Annotated in this window: 26 protein-coding genes and 1 riboswitch; of the genes, 4 read left to right on the top strand and 22 right to left on the bottom strand. The window is 54.1% G+C overall.

All coding sequences use genetic code 11. From position 1 onward, the window contains the following. Nucleotides 1–68: 68 nt before the first annotated feature. Nucleotides 69–157, bottom strand: a riboswitch (cyclic di-GMP riboswitch). A gap of 94 nt (nucleotides 158–251) precedes the next feature. Then, entirely contained in the window at nucleotides 252–1,307 is a 1,056-nt protein-coding gene (locus MGLY_RS10895; RefSeq protein WP_156273775.1) for a polysaccharide deacetylase family protein, read from the bottom strand. Nucleotides 1,308–1,377: 70 nt separating this feature from the next. Next, the gene (locus tag MGLY_RS10890; RefSeq protein WP_156273773.1) at nucleotides 1,378–3,114 is read right to left on the bottom strand and encodes a M1 family aminopeptidase; all 1,737 of its coding nucleotides are present in this window, start codon (nucleotides 3,112–3,114) and stop codon (nucleotides 1,378–1,380) included. Nucleotides 3,115–3,226: 112 nt separating this feature from the next. On the opposite strand from MGLY_RS10890, the gene MGLY_RS10885 reads away from it, so the two are divergent. Next, entirely contained in the window at nucleotides 3,227–4,723 is a 1,497-nt protein-coding gene (locus MGLY_RS10885; protein ID WP_156273771.1) for an amino acid permease, read from the top strand. A 141-nt stretch (nucleotides 4,724–4,864) separates the two neighbouring features. On the opposite strand, the gene MGLY_RS10880 is transcribed toward MGLY_RS10885, so the two are convergent. Beyond that, nucleotides 4,865–6,028, bottom strand: a complete 1,164-nt coding sequence (locus MGLY_RS10880; RefSeq protein WP_156273769.1) for a trypsin-like peptidase domain-containing protein — start codon at nucleotides 6,026–6,028, stop codon at nucleotides 4,865–4,867. Nucleotides 6,029–6,205: 177 nt separating this feature from the next. Between MGLY_RS10880 and MGLY_RS17825 the strand changes: the two genes are divergently transcribed. Together MGLY_RS17825 and MGLY_RS10875 are read left to right on the top strand one after the other, a co-directional pair. Then, nucleotides 6,206–6,364, top strand: a complete 159-nt coding sequence (locus tag MGLY_RS17825) for a hypothetical protein (protein WP_170291035.1) — start codon at nucleotides 6,206–6,208, stop codon at nucleotides 6,362–6,364. Nucleotides 6,365–6,417: 53 nt separating this feature from the next. After that, on the top strand, nucleotides 6,418–7,665 hold the full coding sequence (locus MGLY_RS10875) for a competence/damage-inducible protein A (RefSeq protein WP_156273767.1): 1,248 nt from the start codon (nucleotides 6,418–6,420) through the stop codon (nucleotides 7,663–7,665). A 125-nt stretch (nucleotides 7,666–7,790) separates the two neighbouring features. On the opposite strand, the gene MGLY_RS10870 is transcribed toward MGLY_RS10875, so the two are convergent. The 7 genes from MGLY_RS10870 to MGLY_RS10840 all read right to left on the bottom strand — a co-directional run bounded on the left by MGLY_RS10870 (nucleotide 7,791) and on the right by MGLY_RS10840 (nucleotide 11,238). Further along, entirely contained in the window at nucleotides 7,791–8,507 is a 717-nt protein-coding gene (locus tag MGLY_RS10870) for a cell wall hydrolase (protein WP_156273765.1), read from the bottom strand. Between the two features lie 69 nt (nucleotides 8,508–8,576). Continuing rightward, nucleotides 8,577–8,957, bottom strand: coding sequence for a type II toxin-antitoxin system VapC family toxin (locus MGLY_RS10865; protein ID WP_156273763.1), 381 nt, complete (start codon nucleotides 8,955–8,957; stop codon nucleotides 8,577–8,579). After that, nucleotides 8,954–9,160 carry an AbrB/MazE/SpoVT family DNA-binding domain-containing protein gene (locus MGLY_RS10860; protein ID WP_156273761.1) on the bottom strand — a complete coding sequence of 69 codons (207 nt, stop codon included), beginning with the start codon at nucleotides 9,158–9,160 and terminating at the stop codon, nucleotides 8,954–8,956. The genes MGLY_RS10865 and MGLY_RS10860 overlap by 4 nt, the downstream gene beginning before the upstream one ends. 62 nt (nucleotides 9,161–9,222) lie before the next feature. Beyond that, nucleotides 9,223–9,867: an IMPACT family protein gene (locus tag MGLY_RS10855; RefSeq protein ID WP_156273759.1), complete on the bottom strand. Its 645-nt coding sequence runs from the start codon at nucleotides 9,865–9,867 to the stop codon at nucleotides 9,223–9,225. After that, nucleotides 9,864–10,193: a type II toxin-antitoxin system PemK/MazF family toxin gene (locus MGLY_RS10850; protein WP_156273757.1), complete on the bottom strand. Its 330-nt coding sequence runs from the start codon at nucleotides 10,191–10,193 to the stop codon at nucleotides 9,864–9,866. The genes MGLY_RS10855 and MGLY_RS10850 overlap by 4 nt, the downstream gene beginning before the upstream one ends. Continuing rightward, nucleotides 10,193–10,453: a ribbon-helix-helix domain-containing protein gene (locus tag MGLY_RS18295; RefSeq protein WP_246187309.1), complete on the bottom strand. Its 261-nt coding sequence runs from the start codon at nucleotides 10,451–10,453 to the stop codon at nucleotides 10,193–10,195. Before MGLY_RS18295 ends, MGLY_RS10850 begins: the two co-directional genes overlap by 1 nt. Nucleotides 10,454–10,566: 113 nt before the next feature. Beyond that, nucleotides 10,567–11,238: an MBL fold metallo-hydrolase gene (locus MGLY_RS10840; protein ID WP_156273755.1), complete on the bottom strand. Its 672-nt coding sequence runs from the start codon at nucleotides 11,236–11,238 to the stop codon at nucleotides 10,567–10,569. Between the two features lie 326 nt (nucleotides 11,239–11,564). Between MGLY_RS10840 and MGLY_RS10835 the strand changes: the two genes are divergently transcribed. Continuing rightward, nucleotides 11,565–12,728 carry a CapA family protein gene (locus tag MGLY_RS10835; protein WP_211661869.1) on the top strand — a complete coding sequence of 388 codons (1,164 nt, stop codon included), beginning with the start codon at nucleotides 11,565–11,567 and terminating at the stop codon, nucleotides 12,726–12,728. Between the two features lie 160 nt (nucleotides 12,729–12,888). Here MGLY_RS10835 and MGLY_RS10830 read toward each other — a convergent pair whose 3' ends face one another. From MGLY_RS10830 to MGLY_RS10770, 12 genes are all read right to left on the bottom strand, one after another. Next, nucleotides 12,889–14,571 carry an IS1634 family transposase gene (locus tag MGLY_RS10830; RefSeq protein WP_422880104.1) on the bottom strand — a complete coding sequence of 561 codons (1,683 nt, stop codon included), beginning with the start codon at nucleotides 14,569–14,571 and terminating at the stop codon, nucleotides 12,889–12,891. 299 nt (nucleotides 14,572–14,870) lie between these two features. Further along, the gene (locus MGLY_RS10825; RefSeq protein WP_170291034.1) at nucleotides 14,871–15,314 is read right to left on the bottom strand and encodes a type II toxin-antitoxin system VapC family toxin; all 444 of its coding nucleotides are present in this window, start codon (nucleotides 15,312–15,314) and stop codon (nucleotides 14,871–14,873) included. Between the two features lies 1 nt (nucleotide 15,315). Beyond that, nucleotides 15,316–15,606, bottom strand: a complete 291-nt coding sequence (locus MGLY_RS10820; protein WP_156273749.1) for a hypothetical protein — start codon at nucleotides 15,604–15,606, stop codon at nucleotides 15,316–15,318. Nucleotides 15,607–15,803: 197 nt separating this feature from the next. Next, nucleotides 15,804–17,081: a nickel-dependent lactate racemase family protein gene (locus MGLY_RS10810; protein ID WP_156273745.1), complete on the bottom strand. Its 1,278-nt coding sequence runs from the start codon at nucleotides 17,079–17,081 to the stop codon at nucleotides 15,804–15,806. A 50-nt stretch (nucleotides 17,082–17,131) separates the two neighbouring features. After that, the gene (locus MGLY_RS10805) at nucleotides 17,132–17,866 is read right to left on the bottom strand and encodes a 3-oxoacyl-ACP reductase family protein (protein ID WP_156273743.1); all 735 of its coding nucleotides are present in this window, start codon (nucleotides 17,864–17,866) and stop codon (nucleotides 17,132–17,134) included. A 68-nt stretch (nucleotides 17,867–17,934) separates the two neighbouring features. Then, on the bottom strand, nucleotides 17,935–18,702 hold the full coding sequence (locus tag MGLY_RS10800) for an SDR family NAD(P)-dependent oxidoreductase (protein WP_156273741.1): 768 nt from the start codon (nucleotides 18,700–18,702) through the stop codon (nucleotides 17,935–17,937). A 20-nt stretch (nucleotides 18,703–18,722) separates the two neighbouring features. Next, nucleotides 18,723–19,901, bottom strand: a complete 1,179-nt coding sequence (locus MGLY_RS10795; RefSeq protein WP_156273739.1) for a uroporphyrinogen decarboxylase family protein — start codon at nucleotides 19,899–19,901, stop codon at nucleotides 18,723–18,725. 44 nt (nucleotides 19,902–19,945) lie between these two features. After that, complete coding sequence (locus tag MGLY_RS10790; RefSeq protein WP_156273737.1) at nucleotides 19,946–21,100, bottom strand: dihydrolipoamide acetyltransferase family protein; 1,155 nt, start codon at nucleotides 21,098–21,100, stop codon at nucleotides 19,946–19,948. 23 nt (nucleotides 21,101–21,123) lie between these two features. Next, on the bottom strand, nucleotides 21,124–22,104 hold the full coding sequence (locus tag MGLY_RS10785) for an alpha-ketoacid dehydrogenase subunit beta (protein WP_156273735.1): 981 nt from the start codon (nucleotides 22,102–22,104) through the stop codon (nucleotides 21,124–21,126). Between the two features lie 25 nt (nucleotides 22,105–22,129). Next, nucleotides 22,130–23,107 carry a thiamine pyrophosphate-dependent dehydrogenase E1 component subunit alpha gene (locus tag MGLY_RS10780; protein WP_246187308.1) on the bottom strand — a complete coding sequence of 326 codons (978 nt, stop codon included), beginning with the start codon at nucleotides 23,105–23,107 and terminating at the stop codon, nucleotides 22,130–22,132. A gap of 24 nt (nucleotides 23,108–23,131) precedes the next feature. After that, nucleotides 23,132–24,325 carry a hydroxyacid-oxoacid transhydrogenase gene (locus MGLY_RS10775; protein WP_156273733.1) on the bottom strand — a complete coding sequence of 398 codons (1,194 nt, stop codon included), beginning with the start codon at nucleotides 24,323–24,325 and terminating at the stop codon, nucleotides 23,132–23,134. 53 nt (nucleotides 24,326–24,378) lie between these two features. Continuing rightward, nucleotides 24,379–25,509, bottom strand: coding sequence for a uroporphyrinogen decarboxylase family protein (locus MGLY_RS10770; RefSeq protein WP_156273731.1), 1,131 nt, complete (start codon nucleotides 25,507–25,509; stop codon nucleotides 24,379–24,381). Nucleotide 25,510: the final 1 nt, after the last annotated feature.

Genomic DNA, 25,510 nt, shown 5'->3' with positions numbered 1-25,510 from the left:
AACCCCCTCCTCCGGTTTGGTTTAATAAATAAATAAAAAAGGCTACCCCTGGGTAGCCCCGTCCCACCCGCGGCAACTGGCTGTCCTGGCCCGCAACCGGGCTTTAGACCCTGTAGCTTTGCGCCCCTGCCTTTCGGCAGGTTTGCCTTTTCGGGGAAATTTTGCTATTTTCGCCTTAATTATACCGCAGGAGGTCGCTATTATGCAAGATATACCATTTAAGAAGTTGAAGGCAGGAGATTGGCAGTTTTTTATTTGGTTTTTGCGGCCGGGGCGCTATTATCGTGTTTTTCCCCTTGAGCTATCAGTTCTGAGACGGTTACCAGTTCATAGCCTTTATCCCGCAACTCTTTAACCAGAAGCGGCAGGGCCACCAGGGTACCGGGGTGGCCTTCATGGAGGAGGATGATGCTGCCGTCCCGGACGTTAGCCATGACGCCCTGGACGATGGCCCTGGGACCAGGATTGGACCAGTCCTTAGGATCTACACTCCAGGTGACTATGGGGGTACCCAGCCTGGCTGCTGCCGCCAGCAAATTGGGCCCTATGGCGCCGTAAGGGGGGCGGAAATATTTTACCGGGCGGCCACTGATTTTCTCCAGGGCGGCAGCCGCCTGCCGGAGATCGGCCTCAGCTTCAGCCTGGGTCACCTTTCCCAGGTTGGCATGGCGCCAGGAGTGGCTGGCTGCTTCATGGCCGCCGTCCAGGGCTGCCCTGACCAGCTCCGGGTGGGCTTCGACCTGCCGCCCGACCATAAAGAAGGTGGCCGGGGTTCTGGTGGCTGCCAGGGCGGTTAAATAACGTTCAGTCCACCGGGGAAAGGGGCCGTCGTCAAAGGTCAGGGCCACCCGGTGGCCGGCCCCCGGCACCTGGCGCAGGGGCTGGACCCCCGAGCCGGGGTCCCCTGCAGGTGACGGCGGCCGGGACGGGGTTATCCCCGCCGCGTCCTTTACCGGTGCTGCCTGCGGGGAAAGCTGCTCCTGCAGGGGCTCCCCGGCCACCGGGGCGGGCGAACCCCCTCCCTGCTCCCCTGGCGGCACCGGTTTAAACGGGGTTATGGACAACCCCGGCTTGCCCCCGGCCAGCTGGTCAGGTCCGGCAAAAGGCGGCGAGGCCAGTGCCGGTCCGGTAACTCCAGCCTGCTGCCAGCCAGCACCACCAATGGTGGTAACAACTACCATTAAGGCAGCTATAGCCACCAGGTACCCCAGCCGCAGCAACGCTTCCGGCCAGGCGGCCCGCGGGTGCTTGCCAATCCTGGCCACCCAGGGCCAGTGCCCCACCACATATTTACCTGCCTGGCTCATACCGGTTCGCCCCTCTTGCCCGTTTTCCTCACGAAGTCCCTTCTACATTATTAGACGTTTTTCAGGGCCGTTAGTTCCGTAAATACGGCGTAAAATTGGTCGCTGCCAGCCTGCCATAATATGTCAGAATAGTAACCATAGCTTGCGGGGGAACGATTTCATAGCGGTAATAACGCTGGACATATGCCAGGGCTTGCATCAGCCCGGCCGTGCCGGCGGCGGCTTCCAGCTCCAGCCAGAACCTGGCTGCCCGGTTATAGACGGCCAGGCGGTAGGCCTGCTCATTACCATATTCCTCAAGGGATAAGTTAATAGGTTGAGCTGTCTGGCCCGCCAGGCGCTCGATCTCGGCCAGTTTGGCCTGGTAGAGGGCCGGGTCGCGCCGGCGGTAAAAAAGGAGAGTACTGTAATCGGCCAGGCCTTCATCAATCCAGGCCGCATGAAGGCTATCGTTCCCTACCAGGTTGTACCACCACTGGTGGGCGACTTCGTGGACAACGGTAGCAGGGCTATAACTTTTGCGGTTACTTAAAATAATAAAGCCCGGGTATTCCATGCCGGCCAGGTTGTCCAGGGGCACAAAAGCCAGGTGCAGGTAACTGTAAGGATAGGGTCCATAGGTTGCCTGGAAAAAGTCTAAAGCCTGGCCGGCCACCTCCAGGGCGGCCGCCGCCGGCTCACCCCGGGAGGCTATTACCATTTGGACCGGCCCCATCTGGCGGCCGGCAAGCTGCCAGTCAGGGGCGGCCGTAAAGGCAAATTCCCGGATGGGGTACTCGCTGTTAAAGGTCCAGACGGTCCAACCACCCTCTTCCAACCGCCCCGTTTCCCGGCCACTGGCCAGGACCTGGTAACCGGAGGGCACAACCAGGCGCACCCGGTAATAGGCGGCAGCGGCAAAATATGGGTCGCCGTAGGATGTACCGGCCACCCCTGCCCACGTATCGCCGGTACGCGGGGCAAGGATTGGGTACCAACCGGCCGCCATCAAGGTGTCCCCGCTGCGGCCCAGGCGCACTGCCCCTGGCGGTACCCGGGTAGTGAAGGAAAGGGCCAGGGAAAGGGTTTCCCGGGGAGCGAGGCTCAAGGGCAGGAATACTTCCAGGGAACTGCCCCGGGAATTGAAAAGAACAGGCCGGTTATTTATATAAACCCTGCTAACTGTTAATTTCGCTCCATTACCATAAAGGGCATTGGCCGGGAGGTTAAAGAATAACTCCCGCAGAGGTGCCGGATAAGGGTTCTGGTAAGCCAGGAGGAGTTCTCCCGTAAGCTGTCCCCTGACAGGGTCATACCTGGCCTGGAGGTCATAGACGGGATAGTAACGGAAATGCAGGCCGGCCCGGCCCTTCAGGGGAGGGAGGTATGTATCGGTACTTTCCTGCTCTGGAGCAGCTCCCATCCTGCCGGTGGCAGGCAGTCCCAGAACTTCCATGGCCAGGCTTAAGGGTATGTAAAGCTTATCGTCTACCAGGACCGGGGCCGCGTCCAGCCGCCGGGGTACTCCCTCGACCTCGGCTGCCAGGTTGCCGGCGGCTACGGTAGCTCCTTTGCTCCCCCGTAAAATACCCCTGTTCTTGTACCAGTCAGCACTGCCACCGGCCAGGGGTAAAAAATCCCCCGCCGATACCAGTATCTGCCCCCCTGCTTCCAGAGGGGGCGGGTCCAGGACCACCTGTTTAAATGTGGTCTCTTTAAGAGTGACCTCCGGCAGGGGTTGAATTGGTCCCGGTACTGCTGCCGGGCCGGAAAAAAGGACCAGGGCCAGCAGGCCAATGAGGGCGCCAGTGAGGACTTTTTTGGGCATTGCTCCACCGCCTTGCCCTTTATTTCGACAACATCACCCTTTCTCCTGCCACACGCATAGGGAAAAAGGCCAGGTGCATAATAAACTTAGGCACATCCAGGGGGTGAGCCGGGTGAGTGTCTGGCGGACTAAAAGCATCAAAGACCTGCTGCAGGAAGCCCGGGATAATGAAAAGTTAAAACGTAGTATCGGCACGCCGGAATTAATTGCCCTGGGAGTAGGGGCTATAATCGGCTCGGGTATTTTTGTCCTGACCGGAGTAGCGGCGGCCAATTATGCCGGCCCGGCCCTGGTCTTTTCCTTTATCCTCTCCGGCATTACCGCCGGTCTGGCAGCCCTGGTCTACGCCGAAATGGCCGCCATGATCCCCGTGGCCGGGAGCGCCTATACTTATGCCTATGCTTCTTTAGGTGAAATTATTGCCTGGATTATCGGCTGGAACCTGATCCTGGAGTACATGGTAGCCTCGGGGGCGGTGGCTGCCGGCTGGAGCGGTTATTTCACTGACATGCTAAGGTCCGTGGGTATTTCCCTGCCTGCGGCCCTGGTTAATTCTCCTGCCAGCGGCGGCCTCATTAATTTGCCGGCCATCCTCATTACCGCCCTCATGACCCTGCTGGCCATAACCGGCACTACTACCAGCGCCACGACCAACAAGATTATCGTGGCCGTTAAAATCCTGGTGATCCTGGCCTTCCTGGCCCTGGGCATTCCCCGGGTTAACCCGGCCAACTGGCGTCCTTTTCTCCCCTTTGGCATCGCCGGTGTCATCCACGGTGCGGCCATTATCTTCTTTGCCTATATCGGTTTCGACGCCGTCTCCACGGCGGCCGAAGAAGTGCGCCATCCCACTAAAGACCTGCCCCGGGGGATCATCGGCTCGCTGGCTATCTCTACTTTATTATATATCGCCGTAACTATAGTCCTTACCGGTCTGGTGAGCTACACCCGGCTCAATACCCCCTCCCCGGTAACTACAGCTCTCCTGGCCGCGGGCGTGCGGGGCGCTTCGCTTATTGTAGGTATCGGCGCCCTGGCCGGTTTGACCAGCGTCCTCCTGGTAACCATCTTTGCCCAGAGCCGGGTCTTTATGGCCATGGGCCGCGATGGCCTCTTGCCCTCCTTTTTTGCCCGGGTCCACCCCCGGTACCATACCCCGTCGATGACGACCATGATTGTCGGCGCCTTTATCGCCCTCATCGGCGGCTTTTTACCTATTAATATAATCGCCGAACTGGCCAATGTCGGCACCCTGTCGGCCTTTTTCGTCGTTTCCCTGGGTGTACTCATTTTAAGGCGTACCCGGCCCGACCTGGAACGGCCCTTCAAAGTGCCCTTCATGCCCTGGACATCCCTGGTGACCATGGCCTTTGCCCTTTACCTCTTCTTCAATCTGCCCCGTTTAACCTGGATCCGTTTCGCCATCTGGATGGCCCTGGGGCTGGTGGTTTATTTTGCTTACAGCCGCCACCACAGCGTCCTGGCCCGGCCAGAACCTTCCCCCCTGCTCCGGCCGCGCCCTTTTTCCCCTTTACGGCCGTTTTTTATCTCCCGTCCGGCCCTGGCACCCCTGTTTTTGCGCCTGCGCCTGCCCTGGCGGCGAAAATAGCCGGCACTCCGCGTCTACCTGCCGCCATGTCTTCCGTGGCTGAAAGCCACCACCCGCCGGGAAATGAAAAACCCCGGGAAGAAATCTTTCCCGGGGTTAAACCCTCCGATCCACACCGGATATTCTTTAGAGGAAAGGCTTTTACTGGCTCGGCTTCTCGCCCAGGACCACGCTGATATCCAGCAGCTGGCCGCGGCGGAAGACCTGGAGCTGCACCTGCTGGCCGATCTTCAGGGCCTGGACTTTATTTACCAGGTCATTGGCATTCTTTATCTTCTGGCCATCCAGCTGGAGAATGACGTCATATTTCTGGAGGCCGGCCTTTGCCGCCGGGCTGCCTGCTACTACCTGGCCGACCAGGGCCCCTCCGGCACTCTGGAGGCCCAGCATGTCGGCCACATCCGGCGTGACCGAGGCCAAGGCTACCCCCAGCCAGGGCCGGGCAATTTTGCCTTTATTCATCAGGTCGTTCAGGACCGGCTGCACCGTGCTGCTGGGGATGGCAAAGCCAATCCCCTGGGCACCGGCGTTAACGGCAGTATTGATGCCGATTACTTCCCCCTGCAGGTTTAACAGGGGACCGCCGCTGTTGCCGGGATTAATGGAAGCATCCGTCTGCAGCAGGTTTTCATAATGGCGGTCCTGGACATCGATGGGCCGCCCTTTGGCGCTGATGACGCCCACCGTTACCGTGTGGTCCAGGCCGTCAGGATTGCCGATGGCAATGGCCCATTCACCAACGCGGACCTTGTTGGCATCACCAAGGGTTAGATAAGGTAACGGCTTGCCGGTATTGATTTTCAGCACGGCCAGGTCCAGGGGGGCATCGGCGCCCACTACCTGGGCATTGAAGGGTTTATCGTAACCGACAACGGTTACTTTAACCTGCTTCGCCCCGTCAATGACGTGCTGGTTGGTCAGGATATAGCCGTCCGGGGAGATAATAAACCCTGAACCCAAAGCGCGTTGTTCCTGGGGACCGATATTAAACTGATCGCCAAAGAACTGCCGGAAAAAGGGGTCATTAAAGGGACTGGCCACCCGCGTCTCAGTAACTGTATCGATGCGGACCACTGCCGGGCCGGCTTTATCCACAATGTCGGCAATAGCCTCCGGCCCCAGCCCCGGCGGGATGCTGGCGGACACCGCGTCGCTGGCAGCCACCGCGTGCTGGTAGGACGGCTGCTGGGTCCCGGCCGTCGCTCCGGTGATCTGGTAAAAACCTACCGTGGCCGCCACCCCGGCCAGAAAGATCAATAAAACAGCTAAAACAGTAATTTTAGCTTTACCTGCGCGCTGCCACATACTGCACACCTCCTGCTATCTTTTCATGGGATGATTATAAAATAAAAAGGTAAAATAAAGATTAAGACAGGCTAAGAAAAACTTAAGAAATTGGGTTGTATCAATTAGCATTATATATACGTATGCTAGCCATTGCAACTGGTAAAAGCCTCTGGTATACTTTTGTACAAGGAAGCCGTGGCACAGAAAGGTTGGGTGGGAAATATGAAAAAGTGGCAGGTAGTGCTTTTTCTGGCCGGCTGGCTGGTCCTGGGGTTCCTGGTAACTGCCGTCAATAATCTGGGCACTGCCGGGGAGCACGGGCCCACGGCTGCAGCTACTGAAACTGCCCATTAAAACATAAAGCGCCACTACCAGGGCGCTTTTTAAGTTTGGGAGGAGGTTTTCCCTTGCTCGCTGAAGCCATTTTTACCGGTACGGAAATGCTCCTGGGCCAGATCGTCAATACCAATGCCGCTTGCTTAAGCCGGGAGCTGGCTGCGGCCGGCATCAGCCTTTACCGCCAGGTGGTAGTCGGCGACAACCTGGAGCGCATCCGGGAAGCTATTGACGACGCCCGCCGGCGGGCCGACCTGATCATCGTCAGCGGCGGCCTGGGACCTACGGAAGACGACCTATCCCGCGAGGCCCTGGCCGCTGCCCTGAATTTACCCCTGGTGGAAGACCCGGCCGCCCGGGAAAACGTCACCCGCTATTTTGCCGCCCGCCGGCGACCCATGACGTCCAACAACCTGAAGCAGGCCCTGCTCCCGGCCGGAGCCCGGGCCCTGGACAACCCCTTTGGCACGGCAGCCGGGGTTTTCCTGGAACATGAGGGCAAAATTTATGCATTATTACCGGGACCGCCGCGGGAGTTTGAACCCATGGTTGTTGACCGGCTCCTGCCCCTGCTGGAACCCTACGGTGCCCGGCGGGAGGTTATCTTTTCCCGGGTGCTGAAAATTGCCGGCATGGGGGAATCTGCTGTGGAAGAAGCCCTGAAAGACCTGCTCCACGGCGACAACCCCACCCTAGCGCCCCTGGCCGCGCCCGGCGAGGTAACCTTACGCCTGACGGCCCGGGCCGGCAGCCCGGAACAGGCACGGGAATTAATCAGGCCCCTGGAGGCAGCCATCCGGGAACGCCTGGGTGAGCATATCTTTGGCAGCGACGCTGATACCCTGGAAGGGGTCGTCGGTGCCATCCTGGCCGGGCGACGCCTGACCCTGGCCATAGCTGAATCCTGTACCGGCGGCCTGCTGGCGCACCGGGTGACCAATATCCCCGGCAGTTCCGATTACTTCCTGGGCGGCATGGTTGCTTATAGCAACGAAGCTAAAATAAAATTCCTTGGGGTAGAGGAGGAAACCCTGGCCGCCCACGGCGCCGTCAGCCCGGAGGTGGCCGCCGCCATGGCCCAGGGCGTGCGCCGGGCTTTTGCCGCCGGTATCGGCGTTGGCATTACGGGCATTGCCGGCCCCGGCGGCGGCACCCCGGCCAAGCCGGTGGGGCTGGTCTATGTGGGGCTGGACATCCAGGGGAAGGTTGAAGTGCGGCGTGAACTTTTTATAGGCGACCGGGAAAGCATCAAGTGGCAGTCTTCCCAGAGCGCCCTTTATCTCCTGTGGCGGGGCTTGAGAAATAACCCGTGCCATTAAAAGCCCGTTTTCCTGCACCGCTCAGGCGGCCTGATTGGCGCCGCAAAAGGGAATAAAAGGCGGTATACTGGGGGGGCAGACCGCCAGGACATTAAGTGGAAAAGCGAAACGGCCTTTTAAAATCCTTAGCGGGTGAAAATATGGTTGCCAATCTGAGTAACCTGGGGCCGCGTCCAGATCCAGGCGCTGGTGGCTGTGGCCGGGTTAAAGAAATAAAGGGCGCCGTTGCTGGGGTCCCAGTCATTTAAAGCGTCGCGGGTAGCCGCATAATCCCGCGGCCGGACCTGTACCTCCCAGTAATGGCCGTTGGCCACGCTTTCAAAGGCCCAGGGTTCAAAGATGATACCGGGGATGGTCTTGGGAAAGGCCGGGTCCCGCAGGCGGTTTAAAACTACGGCCACTACGGCCACCTGGCCGGGATAGGGCTCTTCCCCGGCCTCGGCCGCCACCAGCCGGGCCAGGAGGTTGGTTTCCTCAGCCCGGACGGCTACGGGCAAAGGTTTGGTCGCCGGCGGCGGCAGGGCCGGCCGGCCCAGGTAGTAATTGATACCGGGAATTAAAATAGTAAGTATGAACACCCCCAGTAAAACCCGGGCCTGCCAGCCCGCCGGCAGGCGCAGCGGCTTGAGTTCTTGCCAGGTGCGCAGCATTTCGCCCCGGGTGGCCTGCCAGGCTGCCCGGAGCCAGGCAGCGGCCGCCACATTAGCCGCCAGTGCCTTTCTCTTAATAGTATCTCCGGCATCCTGCAGCCGGGTCAACATGATCTTATTCGCAAATCGCGCGCTGTCCTTAATTAACTGCCCGCCAGTTACCAGCCTGCGCCACCAGGATTGCCAGGCCATTTCGCCACCCTTCCTCACAAGGACTTAAATATAGTTTGGCAGGAAAGGGCTGCGAACTTGCACAGGGGGCTATCCTTTGGATCTTTCCAGGTAAATTACCATCTCCAGGCCTTTAAAGTGCTTATCGCTTGTCACTATTTGACTCCCATACATGCTGGTCACAGTGTAAACCATAGCATCAGCCATAGGCAAACCGTATTGCAAACTAATGTCGGCAGCCTGGATAAGGTACTGGGCATCCAGACTAATTAACCTGGTTTTATGGATAGGGCCTATGGCCGTCAGAGCTTCCGCTTCAGAGTATTCCCTTTTAATTTTCTTATAGACCTCGTAAATTATTATAGTAGGAGTAATGATTTGCTTTAAATCCTTTAGATATTTACCATATTCTTCCGCCAACGGGCCTGCTGTATAATACTCAAGCCACCCGCAGGAGTCAATAGTAATCAATACCGTTCCTCCTCATCACGGATTCCATCTAGTTTCATCCCCTTTAAAAAGCCCTTTAATTCCGATAGCGGCTTTTCCGGCACCAGGCTGATTGAATTACCTTTGATTATCATTTCCAGGCCTTGCCCCTTTTTAATGTTAAGGAGTTCGCGGACATCTTTGGGAATTACTATCTGATATTTGCTGGATACTTTTACCTCCATATCGATACCTCCAATAATATGATCGATGCTTTAATCGTATTACATTTCACCCTTGAAGTCAATTACCTTTTGTCGATCAGTCCTTGCATTTTCTCCCATGCCGACAGGGGCACGGCAACCTTTAACCGGACCTCGCTGCCGTAGTCCGTTTCTATCACTTTCCCGCCGTGGCTGTGAACCTGGTAGAGCAACCGGTCCAGTTCGGCATAGTTGCAGGTGAGCTTGAGTTCCCGGGTCACGACCCGCCGGATACTCCCCGCCTCTTCCAGGACGCGGCGGGCTGCCTGGCCGTAGGCCTCAATCAGTCCCCGCACCCCCAGCTTTTTGCCACCGAAGTAACGGGTCACCACTACCGCCACGTTGGTCAGGCCCAGGCTGGTTATGGCGCCAAGAATCGGCCGCCCGGCCGTACCGCCGGGCTCGCCGGCGTCACTGTAATAGGTTATTTCCTGCTTACCCGTACCCAGCCGGTAGGCAAAGCAGTTGTGGGTCGCCTGGCGGTGCTCGGCCTGGATGCTGGCAATGAACTCCCTGGCTGCCACCTCATTATCTACTTCGCGGGCGTGGCCAATGAAACGGGAACGCTCGATTTTAATTTCGGCCGTGGCTTCCCGGGCAACGGTAAGGTAGGAAGCGCCATTCTCCATGGAAGCACTACTTTTTCCAGATAAGCCGTCAGGCTGCCTTTCTTTTTCTTTACTCTTCATAAGGCAAATAGCTCCCTAAGCGCCTCTTGCAGGGCATAAAAAAAGGAAGTGCCTGCCACACTGCCCTGGTATTCTTTGAGCCGGCTTTTATCAACAACCCGGAGTTGGTCCGGCAGGGCCCTGGTTACCTTACCGTGAAACGATATTTCCGGCCGGAAGGTAGCAGGTTTAGCGCCGGTAGAAAGTGGTACGATAACTATCGTCGAAAGGTAGTTGAAGGGTTCATCGGAAACCACCACCCCGTAATGCGGTCCTCGCAAGATGTGACCGGTTCCTTCCAGGCTTACCCTGAAAATGTCCCCCGGCCGTGGCACTTCGCCAGGCATCAAATTTCACCCCTTTCAGCCTGCGCCATTCGCTCTGCATAATCGGCTAAATCGGCTTCGGCAAGGGTAACCAGGTTTTCTCCTTCTGCCAGCCGCTTGCACTCGGCTGCGATTTTTGCGCGCCTTAATTCCCGTACATACTTCTCAACTGCCCTGCGCACAAAATCGCTTAAGGTCGGAAACTCTTCCGGGTCCCGTACTGCTTCAATAGCTTTGAGCAGCTCTGTCGGCATCCTAACTGTCGTACGTAATTGTTCCATGTTATCGCCTCCCTCTTGTCTGCCGTTACTTTCATTCTAACATTTCCCCCATAAAGATCAAGGGGTATATCAAAGTCCAATGGCGGGGATCTGGAGTCATCTCCTCTACCAGGTTAAACCCGCGGCTGGCTGGCCGCCAAGACCCAGACTTCCGTTTCCTGTGGTAAAATCTCCGGCCGTAGGTCGATTTTCCCCTCCCCTAAACGGCGCACATTGGCCCGGCCGGCCGTAAATTCATCAACCCCGGCAATGGGGAAACCCTGCATACCCGGGACCAGGTAATGCATGGGCAGGACTACCCGCGGTTTCAGTGCCGCCACTACCTGCCAGGCCTGAGGGGCATCGATGGTAAAGTACCCGCCCACAGGGATCATCAATACATCCACCCAGCCAATTCTCTGCACCTGTTCATCATTGAGAGCATGTCCCAGGTCACCCAGGTGGGCCAGGCGTAAATCCCCCACTTCCAGGACGAAAACAGCGTTTTTACCGCGTTTGGCGCCGGCGGCATCGTCGTGGTATGTAGGTACCGTATAGGCACGGACATCTTTGAAGGTATGATCAACTATTGCCCAGTCTCCATCAGGCGTCAAACCCCCCCAGACTTCCGGGTTGCCCTTGATATTATCCAGGTAATTGTGGTCAAAATGCTCATGGGATATAGTCACCACGTCAGCCGTGACCACTGGCGCTGCCGGCGAAACCTGCGGTCCATAAGGGTCGGTCACCAGCCGCACCCCCGCCGGGGTTTCCAGGTAAAAACTCGCATGTCCTAACCAGCGCATTTATATTACCTCCCTGTTACATAATTTTTTAAGAGTTCAGCGATCGGTTGTACTAGCCCTTCAAAAGTGTTAATTTTATCCTTCATTATTGCCAACTCTACCACTGCTAATAACTTTATCCTTATTTTAGCAAGTCTCCACCCACCTGTCCATCGGCCGTTTTAAAATTTAATGCTCACTTGACCTCCGGGATGCAATTCGCCCCGGTAAAAACTAATCCCATTTAATCCCGCTACCAGCGAAAAGTTCTATATTGGTGCCGGGTTTTATGCTAAAATTAAAAGTGTTTCGTCCCGGTCCAAAACGATAATAGAGGAGATTTGCCGGTGGGATCGAAAAAATGGGTGCTGGCGACTATTTTTTTCATTTTAATGACGATAGTACCATTTTATTTTGGACTACATTTCGGCCTTTCTCCAGGATTGCAACCCCGGCAGCCGGGCCGGGCCACGGAAGAAACCCCTACCACCGCTTCCCAACCGCCTCCGCCGCCACCGCCCGGGCCTCTCACCCTGGCGGCAGTAGGCGATGTCATGCTGGCCCGTAAAGTTGACCGGCTCATGCAAGCCCAGGGGCTGGCCTATCCCCTGGCCAAACTGGGTCCGACCCTCAGGAATGCCGACCTGACCTTTAGTAACCTGGAAGCCCCCCTGGCCACCACCGGCAAACAAATTCCCGGCAAGGGCATATGGTTCCGCGCCCGGCCGGAAGCCATTCAGGTGTTAAAGGACGGCGGCTTCGACGTTATGAATATCGCCAACAACCATATCCTGGACTATGACACGCCCGCCTTCCTGCAGACCATGGACCTGCTAAAAGAAGCAGGCATCCGCTATTTCGGCGGCGGCCGGGACCTGGACCAGGCCCGGGAGCCGGCCATGGTGGAGGTTAATGGTGTCCGCCTGGGCTTCCTGGGCTACAGCGACATGGCCGATATCTACTGGAGCCACAAATACCCGCGCCGTTTCCGGGCCACGGCCACACAGGCCGGGGTCGCCCCCCTGGTAGTTAACAATGCCTACCTAGTGGATGATATCTGCCAAGACATTCAAAAACTTAAACCCCGGGTGGACCTGGTCATCGTCTCCCTGCACTGGGGTACCGAGTACCAGCGCACCCCGGCGGCTGAACAGCGGCAAATAGCCCACCGCCTGGTGGAAGCCGGCGCCGGCATCATCCTGGGCCACCACCCCCACGTCTTCCAGGGACTGGAAATATACGAAGACAGCCTCATCGCCTACAGCCTGGGCAATTTTATCATGGATCAAAACTGGTCGCGGGAGACATGCCAGGGATTGCTGCTAAAAATAAAGGTGGCAAAGGAAGGCTGGCAGCAGGCGGAAATATTGCCGGTGCAGATCGTGGAAGAACAACCGCGCCAGGCGGAAGGGAAAGATGCGGCCACAATCCTTAGCGAAGTGCGCGATTTAAGCCAGAAGCTGGGTACGGGAGTGGAGGTAAAAGAAGGAAAGGCTATGCTGAATAGGTAGGATTAAAAGAGTTCTTTACTCGTCCCTTGCAAGGCATTTTGTAGGACGAAAAAATTTGTAGTGATTCTCCTCACCCAAGTTCGACAGTTGCTAGGTGAATAATAAGCGCAACAGCTTGTCGCGCAAGGGTTTCAGGGTTCGGCTTTTGGGGCGCGTGTTACTAGGGACCCTTTCTGGCCTTTGTTTCGACCGCGATTATTTGCGGCGGTTCCTTTATCCCAAGGGTCTTGAAGATATGCTGCTGTGGCGGGGTTGTTTCCGTCCTTTGGAGTATCCTGCCCTCAGGACCAACAAATTCGCCCAGGTGCATGCGTTCCAGGGTCTGGCGGATGTTCCGCCAGCTATCCTGCACTTTCGTTTCAGCTACCCGGATTAGGAGCAGTCCCAGCCAGCACAGGAGGACATGGGCATGGATGCGGTCGCTCAGGCGATGATAAATAGGCCGCAGCTCTAAGGACTGTTTCATGGTACGGAAGGCGTCTTCTACTTCGAGAAGCTGCTTGTAGCCGAGGGCCACGTCTTCCGGGCTTAAAGTATCGTCCGAGGTCCGTAACAGGTATTTGCCGTCCAGCTTTTCTTCGGCTTTCACCTTGGCCATATCGATATACGGTTGCCCTTTCTTGTCGGTCTTGAGATAGCGGCCATAGGTGGGATGGGCGATAAGCTGGCAGCAGGCTTTGGTATGGGGTTCGCCTTTAAGGTCGCCGATGGCTTTTAGTTCTTCCTTGAGGCGGGTCAATATTTTCTCCCGCTCAAGTCTGTCTTTTTCTGCTTCTTTGGGGTTGCGGACCAGGATATAGCGTACCCTTTTTTCACCGTCGCCGACGATAACTTCTTTGACTTCAAGGTTATCTTTGACGGTTTTGTAGCGGCCCGGTCTGGTCAGGGCTTCTTCTACGGTTTCTTTGCCGCTGCGCATCTTTTCGCCGGCAATATAGTGGCCACCGGCACGCTGGAGGTAGCGAAGGTTATCTTCCGAAGCAAAGCCGCGGTCGACAACGGTGATGACCCGGCCCAGTTGCCAGCCCACCAGGTCCTTTTTGACTTGCTCGATTACCGCCATATCGGCGGTGTTCCCGGGCCAGACCCAGCAGCGTACTGGGAGGCCTTCCCTGGTGACCGCCAGGCCGATTACAGCCTGCGGTAAATCCGGCCGGTGGTCCTTGGAGTTGCCTTTACGCCGAAGGTGCTGCTTATGGTCCTCCGGATTATCCTCCTCTTCCACTTCAAAGTAGGTGGAGGTGGTATCGAAGTACAGGAGATCTACTTCCAGGTTAAAGAGGTGGGCCACGGCGAAGAAGATATCCTTTTGTATCTCTTCCGCAGCCTCCAGTAAGAAGTCCATGGCCCGGTAAAGGTGTTGCACCGGTACCTCCGGGAGGCCGGGAATGAAAACGTCGTGGCTGACCCAATCCTCGGTCTTAAGTTTACTGGCCGGGTGCAAAGCCCGGTTGGCTACCATGGCGAAGATGGCCCGTTCGACCGGATTCTGGAACTTACGTTTGGCCAGCAACCTGACTAAAACGTCGCTAATACCCAGCCGGTTCCACAGTTCGTTTAATACCCAGGCGCCGCCCATAGGCCGGCTGGAGACAAATTTCAGGGGAGTGCTGCCGTTTAACTCTCCTTGGGTGCGCAAAACCTCTTCCGGTCCCAAAAAACGCGTAATACTCTTTACCAGGCGGACCAGGGCTTCCCGGTCTACATCCTCTTCGCGGCCGAAGTTGAATAGTACTTTGGCTTTCGGATAGCCGGCTTGGGGGTCCCAGACGTTGTGGGCAAGCTGGATATAACGGACAACAGAGCCGTCCTTGTTTTTGCGGGAAATAGTTCTTATGTACATGTCTATATTATAGCGCATGTACTACATAGCCATCAAGCTCTAATTCCGGAATCGTGTGCCTATGTGATTTTTGATTTTTGAGCTCTCCCAAGAGCGGGAAACGTTGATTTATAAGGTTTCTTCATCTGAAAAGCAGCCATTTTTGCCTAGCAACTGTCGAACTCGGGCCTCACGAAGAAAGCCATAATAATTATGGCCAGCCCTTTAACTCCGGGCTGGCCATAATTGTCCCCACAAACCCACCCTCGCAAGTCAAGAATCGACTGCCGGCGCTGGTGATACGCCATGCTCAATGCACGTTACCCGTGTGCTGCAGGAAAAACCTCAAACCCCATCTGGCGGAAATGATTGTCAAAGGCGAAAGCTTTATGGCAGTTCAATCTCTGCATAACAGCGAAACTGGTACAATCCGTATAGCTAAAATCCTTATCAGCATACTTTTGCGCTATTTCCCAGGCTTTGGCTTCATCAGCTTCCTCTATGCGCAAGAGTTTAAGGATTTTGCTTGCTTTTAATGACTGCCCTATTGTGACAGCCGCACTATGGTTCCGGCAAAAGTAAGTATACACTTCGTCAAAAATAAAATTGGTAGTTACAGGGATAAGCTTTCTTGCCCTAAGATTATCAGGGGTAAAAAAACTGACCGCATCTTTATGGAAAGCATCGTCCTGATCATAAAGGGCAATCCAGGCCGAAGTAGCGATGAAGAGAAGCTCTTTCTTCCCACCCTGCTGTTGCTGCATATCACTTGTCCCCATAATGTTGCCGGTAGATATAACGATCATGATTTACCGAGCCATCGCTACGCCCGGTAGAAATACTTTTCTGCCCCAGGTGAAAGATAGGGTCCTCAGGGTCGATCTCTTCCTGTTTGTTTTGTTCCTTAGCTATCAATTGCCGCACTACCTCAGCCATGCTGATATTATAACTGGCGGCACGCTCCTTTAAAAATTGATACTGTTCTGCATCAAGGTAAAGCTGGGTACGATATTTATACTCCACACTAATCACCTCGCCAATTACAGCATACAGCATGACAGTATAAATGTCAAGGATCCAGACGGCATATTTGGCTGGCCAGCCGGCAGATCAGATCCGCCGCGTTAACTGCCAGTAGGACACTGAAGACATCCAGGTTTTCCACCACATAAACGGGGCCGGGCTCCGAGGCCACTGGACGATTTAAGGAGCGCAGCAGAGCAAAATTCACCTTTTTGGAGTTGGCCCCTGCTTTAGACATCTTCCGGTAGCAACGGCAGAGTGTCGGCACCATGGGTTAACACCGTCACCTTGGCTCCTTTCCCCAGCCGCTCCCAGGCCTGGTCCAGAGCTTCTTCCACTGTAGCAGCGTGTTTAAAGCCCAGTTTGGCCGCCATCTCGGGGCCGATACCATGGGAAACCAGGCAAACCTCGGCATGCCGGCGCACCTTGGCCCAGGCCAGGGCCAGCGCTCCCGCCACCTTATCCTTTATAATCCCCTCCTCAATTTGGGCGTCAATATCCTCCGGGCTCTGGCCGGCAAATTCCAGCATCTCCGGGTGGGTGACCGCCACTCCTTCCGGGCAGGGAGTGACAATAATTATGCTGCCGCCCTCTTCCACGAGCATATCGCACGGGTATAATGTCTTGTGGGCCTGCCAGAACTCCAGGTCGCAGGGATGAGAGCTGGCCAGGACAATGGGCGTCCGCCCCGGGGCAGGAATGCCATAAACCCGACGGCTGGTCTCCACCCCGGCGCGGAAAGCCTGGCGTATATCACCAAAGAAGGCTTTAACCACCCGCCCCTGGGGGTCCAGGACCGTATTAAAGACGTATTTTACTCCCGCTTTGTCGGCTATGGCCTCCATCTCTTCCCGTACCCTATTTTCTACTATGCCCAGCATGTTGCGCCGGGTACGCACACTCAAGAGATGGGTGGCCGCCGTGGTATCCTCCCCACATATGCCGGGCTGGACAATTTTGGCCCCGCCGCTGTATCCAGGAATATGATGGGGAACGATGCTCCCAATACCGATAACGACATCTGCTGCCAGCACCAGGCGGTTTACCTTCACCGGCGTGCCGTTTTCCGTCAGGCCGAAATCATGAAGTGCAGCCGGATTGCGGAAATCATGGTTTATTACTTCAACCTCAGCAACAACTCCGGCACCTAATTTGTGTTTCAGCTCTTCCGGTGTCATAGGCCGGTGGGTGCCCAGGGCCATAATGATTTTCATGTTTTCCTTGCGGACGCCGGCGCCGGCTAATTCTTGAAGCATAGCGGGGACAATAAGATTGGCCGGCGTCAGCCGGGTGTTGTCGTCGCAAAGAATCACTACCTTGGTCGTCGGTGACCCTATCTTGCTCAGTGCCTGGCAACCGATAGGATTTGCTAACGCCCTCAGGATCTCTTCTTGCGTAGGAGGTATCTCTTCCACGCCACCAGGTGACAAAACTGCTGCTATTTTTTCTTCGGGAATATGAAAGGTAAGTTTGTCGGTTCCGTAAGGCAGATTGATCTGGCAATTCACTTAAGACTTCCCTCCCGGCCCGGCAATAAATAATCCCGCTCCCAAAATGCCTAGGCCATATACATGCCGCCATTAATATCAATGGTGGCGCCGGTGATCCACTCAGCTGCATCTGAAGCCAGGTAGACGGCCATCTCGGCCACATGCCAGGGCTGCCCCAGCTTGCCCAGAGGTATGGCCGCTAGGATCTCTTCCATTTTTTCTTCAGAAAAGGCTCGGGTCATTTCGCTAACCATAGTACCGGGCGCTATGGCATTGACCGTAATATTATAGGGAGCTAACAGCCGGGCTAAAGCTTTAGTTAACCCGATAATGCCGGCTTTCGAAGCCGAATAATGACAACCCGGTGCTATACCCCCGGCCCGGCCGGCAAAGGAAGAGATGTTAATTATTCTCCCGTATTGCTGGCCCTTCATAATCTCTGCCACTGCCTGCGAACAGAAAAAACAGCTTTTGAGATTGACGGCTAAAACTTGATCCCACTCTTCTTCGGTAATTTTATCCAGGGGTGTCGTCGGGCATATGCCGGCATTATTCACCAGGATATCAATCCTGCCGTAAGTTTTTAGAGTAATCTCTACCATTTCTTGAATGCTTTTAACCTTTGAAACGTCTACAGTAATACCTATAGCCTGCCCTGCATCGCCTATTTCCCTGGCGGTTTCTGGAGCATTATATAAATCAGCTACGACTACTTTCGCCCCCCGGTTAACGAACCTGGCAGCCATTTCCCTGCCAATACCCCGTCCCGAACCGGTAATAATAGCAACTCTTCCTGCAAGCATAACTGTTCCACCTCATAAACAGGTTTTTCATGCCTCTCGAAAAAAACGCCTCTTCTTTCTCAAGATAACTACCTCATATAAAGGCCACCGTTCACATCAAGGACAGCTCCTGTAATATAGCTCGCCCATTTACTGGCAAGGAACAAAGCGCATAAAGCTATTTCTTCCGGTTCGGCCATGCGCTTTAACGGGACGAGGTTTAAAAACTCCTGTAATCTTTCGGGAGGAAGGTTGGCCATCATTCGGGTATTTATCGGACCGGGGGCAATGGTGTTAACACATATGCCATCGGCGGCATACTGGCGGGCCAGGCCGCGCGTAAGGGTTAACACGGCACCTTTAAAGGTGTTATAAACAATTGAATTATCGAAACCGCCGGTATGGGCACCCTGAGAGGAAAAATTGATGATCCGTCCGTATTTAGCCTTTTTCATTACCTCAGCAGCAGCCCGGGCAAGGAAAAATTGGCTCTTCAGATTTACATCATGGGTTCGTTGCCAGGAGGCTTCATCTACCTGGTCCAGGGGGATACGCAGGATAATAGCGGCAATATTTACCAGGATATCCAGCCGGCCATAAGTACTTTCCGTTACCTTTACCACGTCTTCACATTCTTCTACTTGCGATAGATCTTTGACCAAACGCAAATGAAGATCTGGATTGTTAGGTAATTGCGACATAGTATTGTTAAGTTCATCAGCATCTATATCTACAGCAACTACCTTTGCCCCTGCGGCAGCAAAAACCCTGGCTGTGGCGCGGCCCACACCGCGTCCGGCACCGGTGATAACGGCAACCTTTCCCTCTATACCTAGATCTAAAAGGCCATTAAACATTTTTCCTCTCCTTCGCCTTGTTAACTTTGCCCGGTTACCAGCCTGGCAATTTCACACCAGCGTAAAATTTTCTTGTAATCATCTTCCGGATGGTCATTCATCACCTGGAAGGCATCGGCCCGGATACTGAAGGCTGCTTTACCCCGCAGGGAATTGACCAGGTATTCCAGCTTGCTTTGCATCTGCTCCTCGCTGGCTTCAATTACATCGTCCACCGGGTCCAGGCAAACATCAAAGGCCACTTCCGGGGCAAATAACTTTAACGCCTCTCCCGGATCTGTCCACGGCGAGATATGGAGCATTTCCAGGTCCGGGAGCTTCCTGATTACGGGTAGTAGTTTAGTCAAATTGCCACAGCTATGAAAGTAGACAATACCCCCATGAAAATCGCTTAATTCCCGTTCGTAAGGTAAAATAGCGTCTTGATAGAGGGCCGGGCTGATGACATTGCCGTCTATTTCATCGTTATATAATTTAGCCTTGGTAATGGGCTGGCCGATAAATTTAGCCCTGGCCTTGCTCCATTCTTTATGGGCGTCAACAATAAAGCGTAATAAGCGTTGTACCCATTCAGGATTGAGGATGGTATCCATCAGTAAGTTTTGCATGCCCCGCAGGTGCATGGCCACGCCAAAGGGGCCAAACACCCAGTCCGGGAAAATCACCGGTAACCTGCCTTTAACTATTTCATTAAAGCGTTCATAGAATTCATGGACCCGGGGCATCAGCCCGCTCTTATAAAAATCGGGCATCTCCAACCTGTCCAGGTCATCATATTCCTTTAACACCGGTTCACTGGCAATCCAGGGACCGCGATCTTCATGCCAGACAACGGGAATGCCAAATAAACTTAATTCAAAAACAACCCCCGGCCAGGGGGTTACCTCGCCGGTAAAATGAGTATTATCCTGAAAAACCCTGAATTTATGCAGGTTCATCTTTAGCTGGCCGGCGAGGTAAGCCTCGGGCTCGCTCCAGAAACGCGGTATATCCAGGCCGAGGATGACGGCCCACAGGGAAATATCAGGTTCTACTACAAAGGGTACCGGGCCGCCAGCCCGCAGGGCCGGCAGGCCGCGCCAGTTACCCCTAGCCCAGGGTGGCTGGGGCCGCCAGAACCGGGCGTTGTATGCATTGCGATCACTATGGACAACCTCGACCATTTCCTCTACCAGGCGCTCTAGTTCGGCGTTACTCATTCCTTTTACCTCTTTTTCAAAATTGATAGCAGTTGGGAAGCCGGTCACAGGGAAATGCTTTCTAAAAGCCCTGTCACTGCCTGCAAGAACCTGGCCGCCAGGGCGCCGTCAATGACCCGGTGATCTACCGCCAGGGTGACTTTAGCTACCGGCCTGATCCTGATATCCCCTTCCCCGCTTACTACCAGGCGCTTTCTGGTAGCGCCGACAGCCAGGATGGCGCTCTCGGGGGGATTAATAATGGCCGTAAACTCATCTACGCCGTACATGCCCAGGTTGCTAACGGTAAATGTTCCTCCCTCTACCTGGTCGGCTGCTAATTTGCCTTCCCGGGCCAGCTGCACCAGGCTGGTGCGTTCAGCGGCAATTTCCTGGAGGGATTTCTTATCGGCGTTTTTAATTACCGGCACGATTAAACCTCTACCGGCATCCACGGCAATACCAACATTCACTTCAGCATGCCGGAGGATTTCATCTCCCACCAGGGTAACATTGATCGCCGGGTACTCGCGTAAGGCCCGGGACACGGCATAGACAAAGAAATCGGTCAGGGTTACTTTATAATTAAGCTCATCCTTGAGCTTGAGGCAGGTTGCCATATCTATTTCTCTGGTAAAGTAAACATGGGGACGTTCCTGGGCGCTCCGGGATAACCGCTCGGCTATGATCTTCCTGATGCCTTCCAGGGGGATAGAATCCTTTTGTGCGGAGGTCGACTCCAGGTATTTGATTACATCTTCCTCAATAATCCGTCCATTTTCTCCGGAGCCCTCAATTTTGCTGAGGTCAACACCTTTCTCCCGGGCCAATTTCTTCGCCCGGGGTGTGGCCAGGATGGGTTTATCTTTTGGTGCTGCTCCCGGTCTTTCTTCTTCAATCCCCGGCATTGCTGCCCCCCTTGCCTGGCCGGCGTTTGTTTGTACATGGTCGCCGCTACCTAATAACTCGCTGATATCTTCATCGGCCGAGCCGATAATGGCCACGGGGGTAGTTACCGGCACCGTTTCACCTTCGGCAATGAGAATCTTCCGCAGAATACCTGCCTCCCTGGCTTCTACTTCCATGGTTACTTTATCGGTTTCAATTTCAAAGAGAATGTCGCCTTCATTTACTTCTTCCCCCTCCTGCTTGCACCAGTTAACGATTTTTCCTTCTTCCATGGTAACACCGAGCTTGGGTAAAAGAACCAGGGTAGCCAAAGTTGTTATGCCTCCTTATGCTTCTAAAATGCATACTTCAGGGATTTCCGTACCGCAGCTTCAATATCTTCTTCCAAAGGAATGGCCAGCCTTTCCAGGTTGCGGTTATAGGGGATGGGCACGTCATGACCCGCCACCCGCTGCGGGGGCGCGTTCAAGTAGTCAAAAGCCTGTTCCATGACCAGGGCGATAATCTCGCCGGCCATCCCGTAAGTTCGCGGTGCTTCGTGGACTACTATCAGGCGGCCCGTTTTTTTAACGGATGCCACAATTAACTCCGTATCCAGGGGTCTTATAGTCCGCGGGTCGATTACTTCGACGCTTATGCCCTCCCGGCCTAACTTTTCGGCTACGGCCAGGGACCTTTCTACCATCACCCCGGTAGCCACTACCGTAACATCTTCACCACTACGCTTGATATCGCCTTTGCCGATAGGGATAGTATACTCTTGCTCCGGCACTTCGCCTTTTTTAAAATACAGGACGCGGGGTTCCAGGAAGACCACAGGATTATAATCATTGATAGCCGCTTTAAGCAAGCCTTTGGCATCATAAGGAGTAGAAGGCATAATCACCTTTAAACCCGGGATATGGGCATAGAGTACCTCCAGGCTCTGGGAGTGCTGGGCCGCCTGCTGGCGCCCGGAACCGCTGGACATGCGGAAGACTACCGGTATAGTTGCCTGGCCGCCAAACATGTAGCGGCTCTTGGCGGCGGAATTGATTATCTGGTCCATAGCGATAAAGCTGAAATCAGAAAACATGAATTCGGCTACGGCCTTGGTCCCGGTAAGGGCGGCTCCATAGGCTGCTCCTGCTATGGCGGACTCAGAAATAGGGGTATCCAGGACCCGGCCGGGAAATTCCTCCATTAACCCCTTGGTGCACGTAAAGGCACCGCCGCGCAATCCTATCTCTTCCCCCAGGATGAACATATTTGGATCTTTGCGCATCTCTTCCCGCAAAGCTTCATTAATGGCTTCGGCCATGGTAATCTGTCGCATTATTGTCTACGACCCCTTCCCCCATTTATTTTTCAAAGTAAACGTCTGTGAATAGATCGGCAGGTTCCGGCTCCGGGCTGGCCAGGGCATAATCCAGGGCTTCAGCAATGGCTTTCCCGGCAGCAGCCTTTAACCCATCGATCTCCTCCTGGCGGCAAAGTTTATTTGCCAGCAGGTATTTTTCCAGGAATAAAATCGGGTCCTTTTCCTTCCACCTTTCCAGTTCTCCCGGCGGCCGGTAAGTGCAGGGGTCGCCTACATAATGGCCATACCAGCGGTAGGTAACTGCTTCAATCAGGGTCGGGCCATCACCCTGGCGGGCACGTTCGACTGCTTCCCCTACAGTCTTGTAGACTTCGAAGATATTGTTACCATCAATTGTCACGCCGGGCATGCCATAACTGCCGGCTCTAACGGATATCTTGTCAATTTTAGTCGAACGAGCGAATGAGGTACTGACCGCATAACCATTATTTTCGCAGATAAAAACTACCGGCAGGCTGTACAAGGCAGCCATATTCAAGGATTCATGAAAACTCCCGGTATTGGCGGCACCATCACCGAAGAAATTTACGCATACGTTTTTCTGTCCCCGGATCTTAAACGAGAGGGCCGAACCTACGGCAATGCCGCAGCCTGCGCCGACTATACCCTGCGCCCCCAGGACGCCCACAGACATATCGACGATATGCTGGGAACCGCCTTTACCCTTGCAGAGGCCATCTTTGCGAGCCAGGAGCTCGGCCATCATGCCTTTCAAGTCGGCCCCTTTGGCAATACAATGACCGTGACCGCGGTGGCTGGTGACAATGGTATCCTCCCGCTTTAAATTAGCGCAGGCACCGACGGCAATTGCTTCTTCACCAACGCTGACATGCATGCCGCCGTAGGCCAGGTTTTTCTGGTATAAATCAAGCAAATTCTCCTCAAAATTACGGATAATCCACATGTCATAATACATTTTTGTTAGTTGCTCTTTTGACAAAGATGTTGTCACGTCCACTTTTATGCCCCCTCAAAAAATGAATTAAAACGCTGCCTTCAGTATTTCAATCAGATCCGCTTCGGTCACTCGCCGCGGGTTACCCCTGACCAACCGCTCGATCTTTATGGTTTCCGCGGCAATAGCAGGTAGCTCTTCCTCTTTTATACCTATTTCCCGCAGGCGGGTGGCGATGCCGATATCTTCCTGTAACTTCTTAATAGCTGCCACACCCCTGCCGGCCGCTTCTATTGCAGAGAGGCCGGCTACGCTTTCCCCGAAGAGTTCAGCAATGCGCTTCAGTTTAGGCATACAGGCCGTTAAATTAAAGTCCACCACATATGGCAACATCAAGCCAATCAAACAACCATGGGAAGCGTGAGTGCGTTTTGCCAGGGGGAAACTAAATGCGTGAACCAGGCCGAGACCGGAATTGCCAAAGGCCATCCCGGCGATTAAACTTGCTAAAGACATGTTGTACCTGGCTTCTTCATTTTGACCCTGGAATACTGCCAGGCGCAGGTTTCTAGCCACCAGGCCGATTGCTTTTTCTGCCAGGACCTCGGTTAATTCGGTCGAACCGCCGAAAATATAATCTTTGTCCGGGGGCAAGTATTTACTAGATACAGCTATATAAGACTCCACGGCATGGCCAAGGGCATCAATGCCGGTTTCCGCTGTTACCCGCGGGGGCATGCTTAAAGTCAATAAGGGATCAACTATGGCCACCCAGGGGCGGATATTATTGTCAGTTATACCACCTTTCAAGCCCCTTTCTTCGTCTTCCAGGACCGACACCGGGGTAACCTCTGAACCTGTCCCGGCGGTAGTTGGAATGGCGATAATAGGAATGGTCCGGCCCGGCACCTTGTTTTCGTCAAAGTAATCAGCCGGGTTGCCGCCAAAGGTAGCCAGGATAGCCGCGGCTTTGGCAACGTCTATGGAGCTGCCGCCGCCCAGGCCGATGGTTGCGTCGCATCCTTGCTCTTGCAAAACGGCAGCCGCGGCTATAGCTGTCCTCGTCGTTGGTTCCGGTATACCGTTATCCCAGAAAACATAATCAAATCCTGCCAGTACCTCTTTTATCCTCAACCCTATTCTTGAACCGCCGATATTTTTGTCCGTAACTATAAAAGGCTTGTTGACATTTAATTTCTTTAAACACGATGGCAACTCGGTCAAAGTATCGGGCCCAAAAATAACCTGCCCGGCAATAGCATACTTCCACACGTTCCGCATGATACTGCAACCTCCAAAGTAATTTTTATATTTATCGCCGCAGGCGATAAAAGCTAAATTAGTTGATAAACTTTCCTGGCTGTTTCCAACCACAAGCGAACCTTCGCCAGGGTATCATGGTCGCCCTCATAGAGGGCATCAGCCCAAATTTCCAGTTTCCTCCCGGGTGCAGCGTGTAATATAGCTTTTATTCTGTCAGCCATAACTTCTTGGGTAGCTATTAGAACATCGTTCACCGGCTGCATGCAACACTGGAACTTTGTGTCAGAATCAAAAGTCTTATGGGCTTCAGCCAGATTAGTGGCACTGCTAATATGCATTAGTTGGGGCTTTAGCTCCTTCAACAGCCTGAGAAAGGGAGTCAAGTTGCCACAACTGTGATAATACCTTGTACCTCCATAAAAATTATTAAGGTCCTTTTCATAAGGGTAGATAAACTTTGCATATATATCCAGGGAAAATAGATTCCCATCAACTTCATCGTTAAAAAGTTCAGAGTTGGCCACATGGCGATAAACAACATATTGCCATTCATAAGCCCTATCTTTTATATCAATGCCTAAAAAACGGCAACGCTCTTGCTCCCATTCTTTACGGCTTTGGGTTATAAAAGCCAGCAGGTCTTGAACAAAGGCCGGATCATCCATTAAATCTAAATAAAGATTGGTAAAGCCGCGGAGCATGCAGGCCACACTCCAGGGGCCCCGGGCCCAGCCCGGAAATCTGATTTCCACCTGGCCCCCGGTCAATCTTTGCATCTCCTCGTAATCCCTGTGGATCCGGGGCATTAAACCGCTGTGATAGAAATCAGGTATTTTCAAGCGGCTTAAATCAGAGCGATTTGCAAGCACAGGATCCCCGTACCAGGGATCGGATTCGGCCATAAATACGGGCTCCATGCCAAACAGCGAAGGTTCTAATGCTACGCCATAATCTATACCGATAATTGGTTCAATGATGGTATCATCAGGTATTTCGTCATGCCAGAAAAGTTTCCATTTTATCTGGCTTTCCAAAGCAACTTCCGGATCGTTGAAGTAATCTAGAAGATTAAACCCCAGCAAGCGCCCCCAGACGCTGCGCCCCAGGCCAACATGAAAAGTAACAGGTGATTGATCACTTCGTAACCGTTCATTACGTGAAGAATTTTTTAAGCTAATAAACTTATCAAGGAAGGTTTGCATT

The sequence above is a fragment of the Moorella glycerini genome (genome assembly GCF_009735625.1).
Classification (GTDB): Bacteria; Bacillota; DSM-521; order Neomoorellales; family Neomoorellaceae; genus Neomoorella; species Neomoorella glycerini.
The sequence above is the reverse complement of the archived record's forward strand: the minus strand, read 5'-3'. Positions and strand labels throughout refer to the sequence as shown.

What these genes read in the sequence shown, in the direction of transcription:
- MGLY_RS10895 (WP_156273775.1), bottom strand. Translation starts at nt 1,307, where the DNA reads ATGAGCCAGGCAGGTAAATATGTGGTGGGGCACTGGCCCTGGGTGGCC.
- MGLY_RS10890 (WP_156273773.1), bottom strand. Translation starts at nt 3,114, where the DNA reads ATGCCCAAAAAAGTCCTCACTGGCGCCCTCATTGGCCTGCTGGCCCTG.
- MGLY_RS10880 (WP_156273769.1), bottom strand. Translation starts at nt 6,028, where the DNA reads ATGTGGCAGCGCGCAGGTAAAGCTAAAATTACTGTTTTAGCTGTTTTA.
- MGLY_RS10870 (WP_156273765.1), bottom strand. Translation starts at nt 8,507, where the DNA reads ATGGCCTGGCAATCCTGGTGGCGCAGGCTGGTAACTGGCGGGCAGTTA.
- MGLY_RS10860 (WP_156273761.1), bottom strand. Translation starts at nt 9,160, where the DNA reads ATGGAGGTAAAAGTATCCAGCAAATATCAGATAGTAATTCCCAAAGAT.
- MGLY_RS10855 (WP_156273759.1), bottom strand. Translation starts at nt 9,867, where the DNA reads ATGAAGAGTAAAGAAAAAGAAAGGCAGCCTGACGGCTTATCTGGAAAA.
- MGLY_RS10850 (WP_156273757.1), bottom strand. Translation starts at nt 10,193, where the DNA reads ATGCCTGGCGAAGTGCCACGGCCGGGGGACATTTTCAGGGTAAGCCTG.
- MGLY_RS18295 (WP_246187309.1), bottom strand. Translation starts at nt 10,453, where the DNA reads ATGGAACAATTACGTACGACAGTTAGGATGCCGACAGAGCTGCTCAAA.
- MGLY_RS10840 (WP_156273755.1), bottom strand. Translation starts at nt 11,238, where the DNA reads ATGCGCTGGTTAGGACATGCGAGTTTTTACCTGGAAACCCCGGCGGGG.
- MGLY_RS10830 (WP_422880104.1), bottom strand. Translation starts at nt 14,571, where the DNA reads ATGTACATAAGAACTATTTCCCGCAAAAACAAGGACGGCTCTGTTGTC.
- MGLY_RS10825 (WP_170291034.1), bottom strand. Translation starts at nt 15,314, where the DNA reads ATGCAGCAACAGCAGGGTGGGAAGAAAGAGCTTCTCTTCATCGCTACT.
- MGLY_RS10820 (WP_156273749.1), bottom strand. Translation starts at nt 15,606, where the DNA reads ATGCTGTATGCTGTAATTGGCGAGGTGATTAGTGTGGAGTATAAATAT.
- MGLY_RS10805 (WP_156273743.1), bottom strand. Translation starts at nt 17,866, where the DNA reads ATGCTTGCAGGAAGAGTTGCTATTATTACCGGTTCGGGACGGGGTATT.
- MGLY_RS10800 (WP_156273741.1), bottom strand. Translation starts at nt 18,702, where the DNA reads ATGTTTAATGGCCTTTTAGATCTAGGTATAGAGGGAAAGGTTGCCGTT.
- MGLY_RS10795 (WP_156273739.1), bottom strand. Translation starts at nt 19,901, where the DNA reads ATGAGTAACGCCGAACTAGAGCGCCTGGTAGAGGAAATGGTCGAGGTT.
- MGLY_RS10785 (WP_156273735.1), bottom strand. Translation starts at nt 22,104, where the DNA reads ATGCGACAGATTACCATGGCCGAAGCCATTAATGAAGCTTTGCGGGAA.
- MGLY_RS10775 (WP_156273733.1), bottom strand. Translation starts at nt 24,325, where the DNA reads ATGCGGAACGTGTGGAAGTATGCTATTGCCGGGCAGGTTATTTTTGGG.
- MGLY_RS10770 (WP_156273731.1), bottom strand. Translation starts at nt 25,509, where the DNA reads ATGCAAACCTTCCTTGATAAGTTTATTAGCTTAAAAAATTCTTCACGT.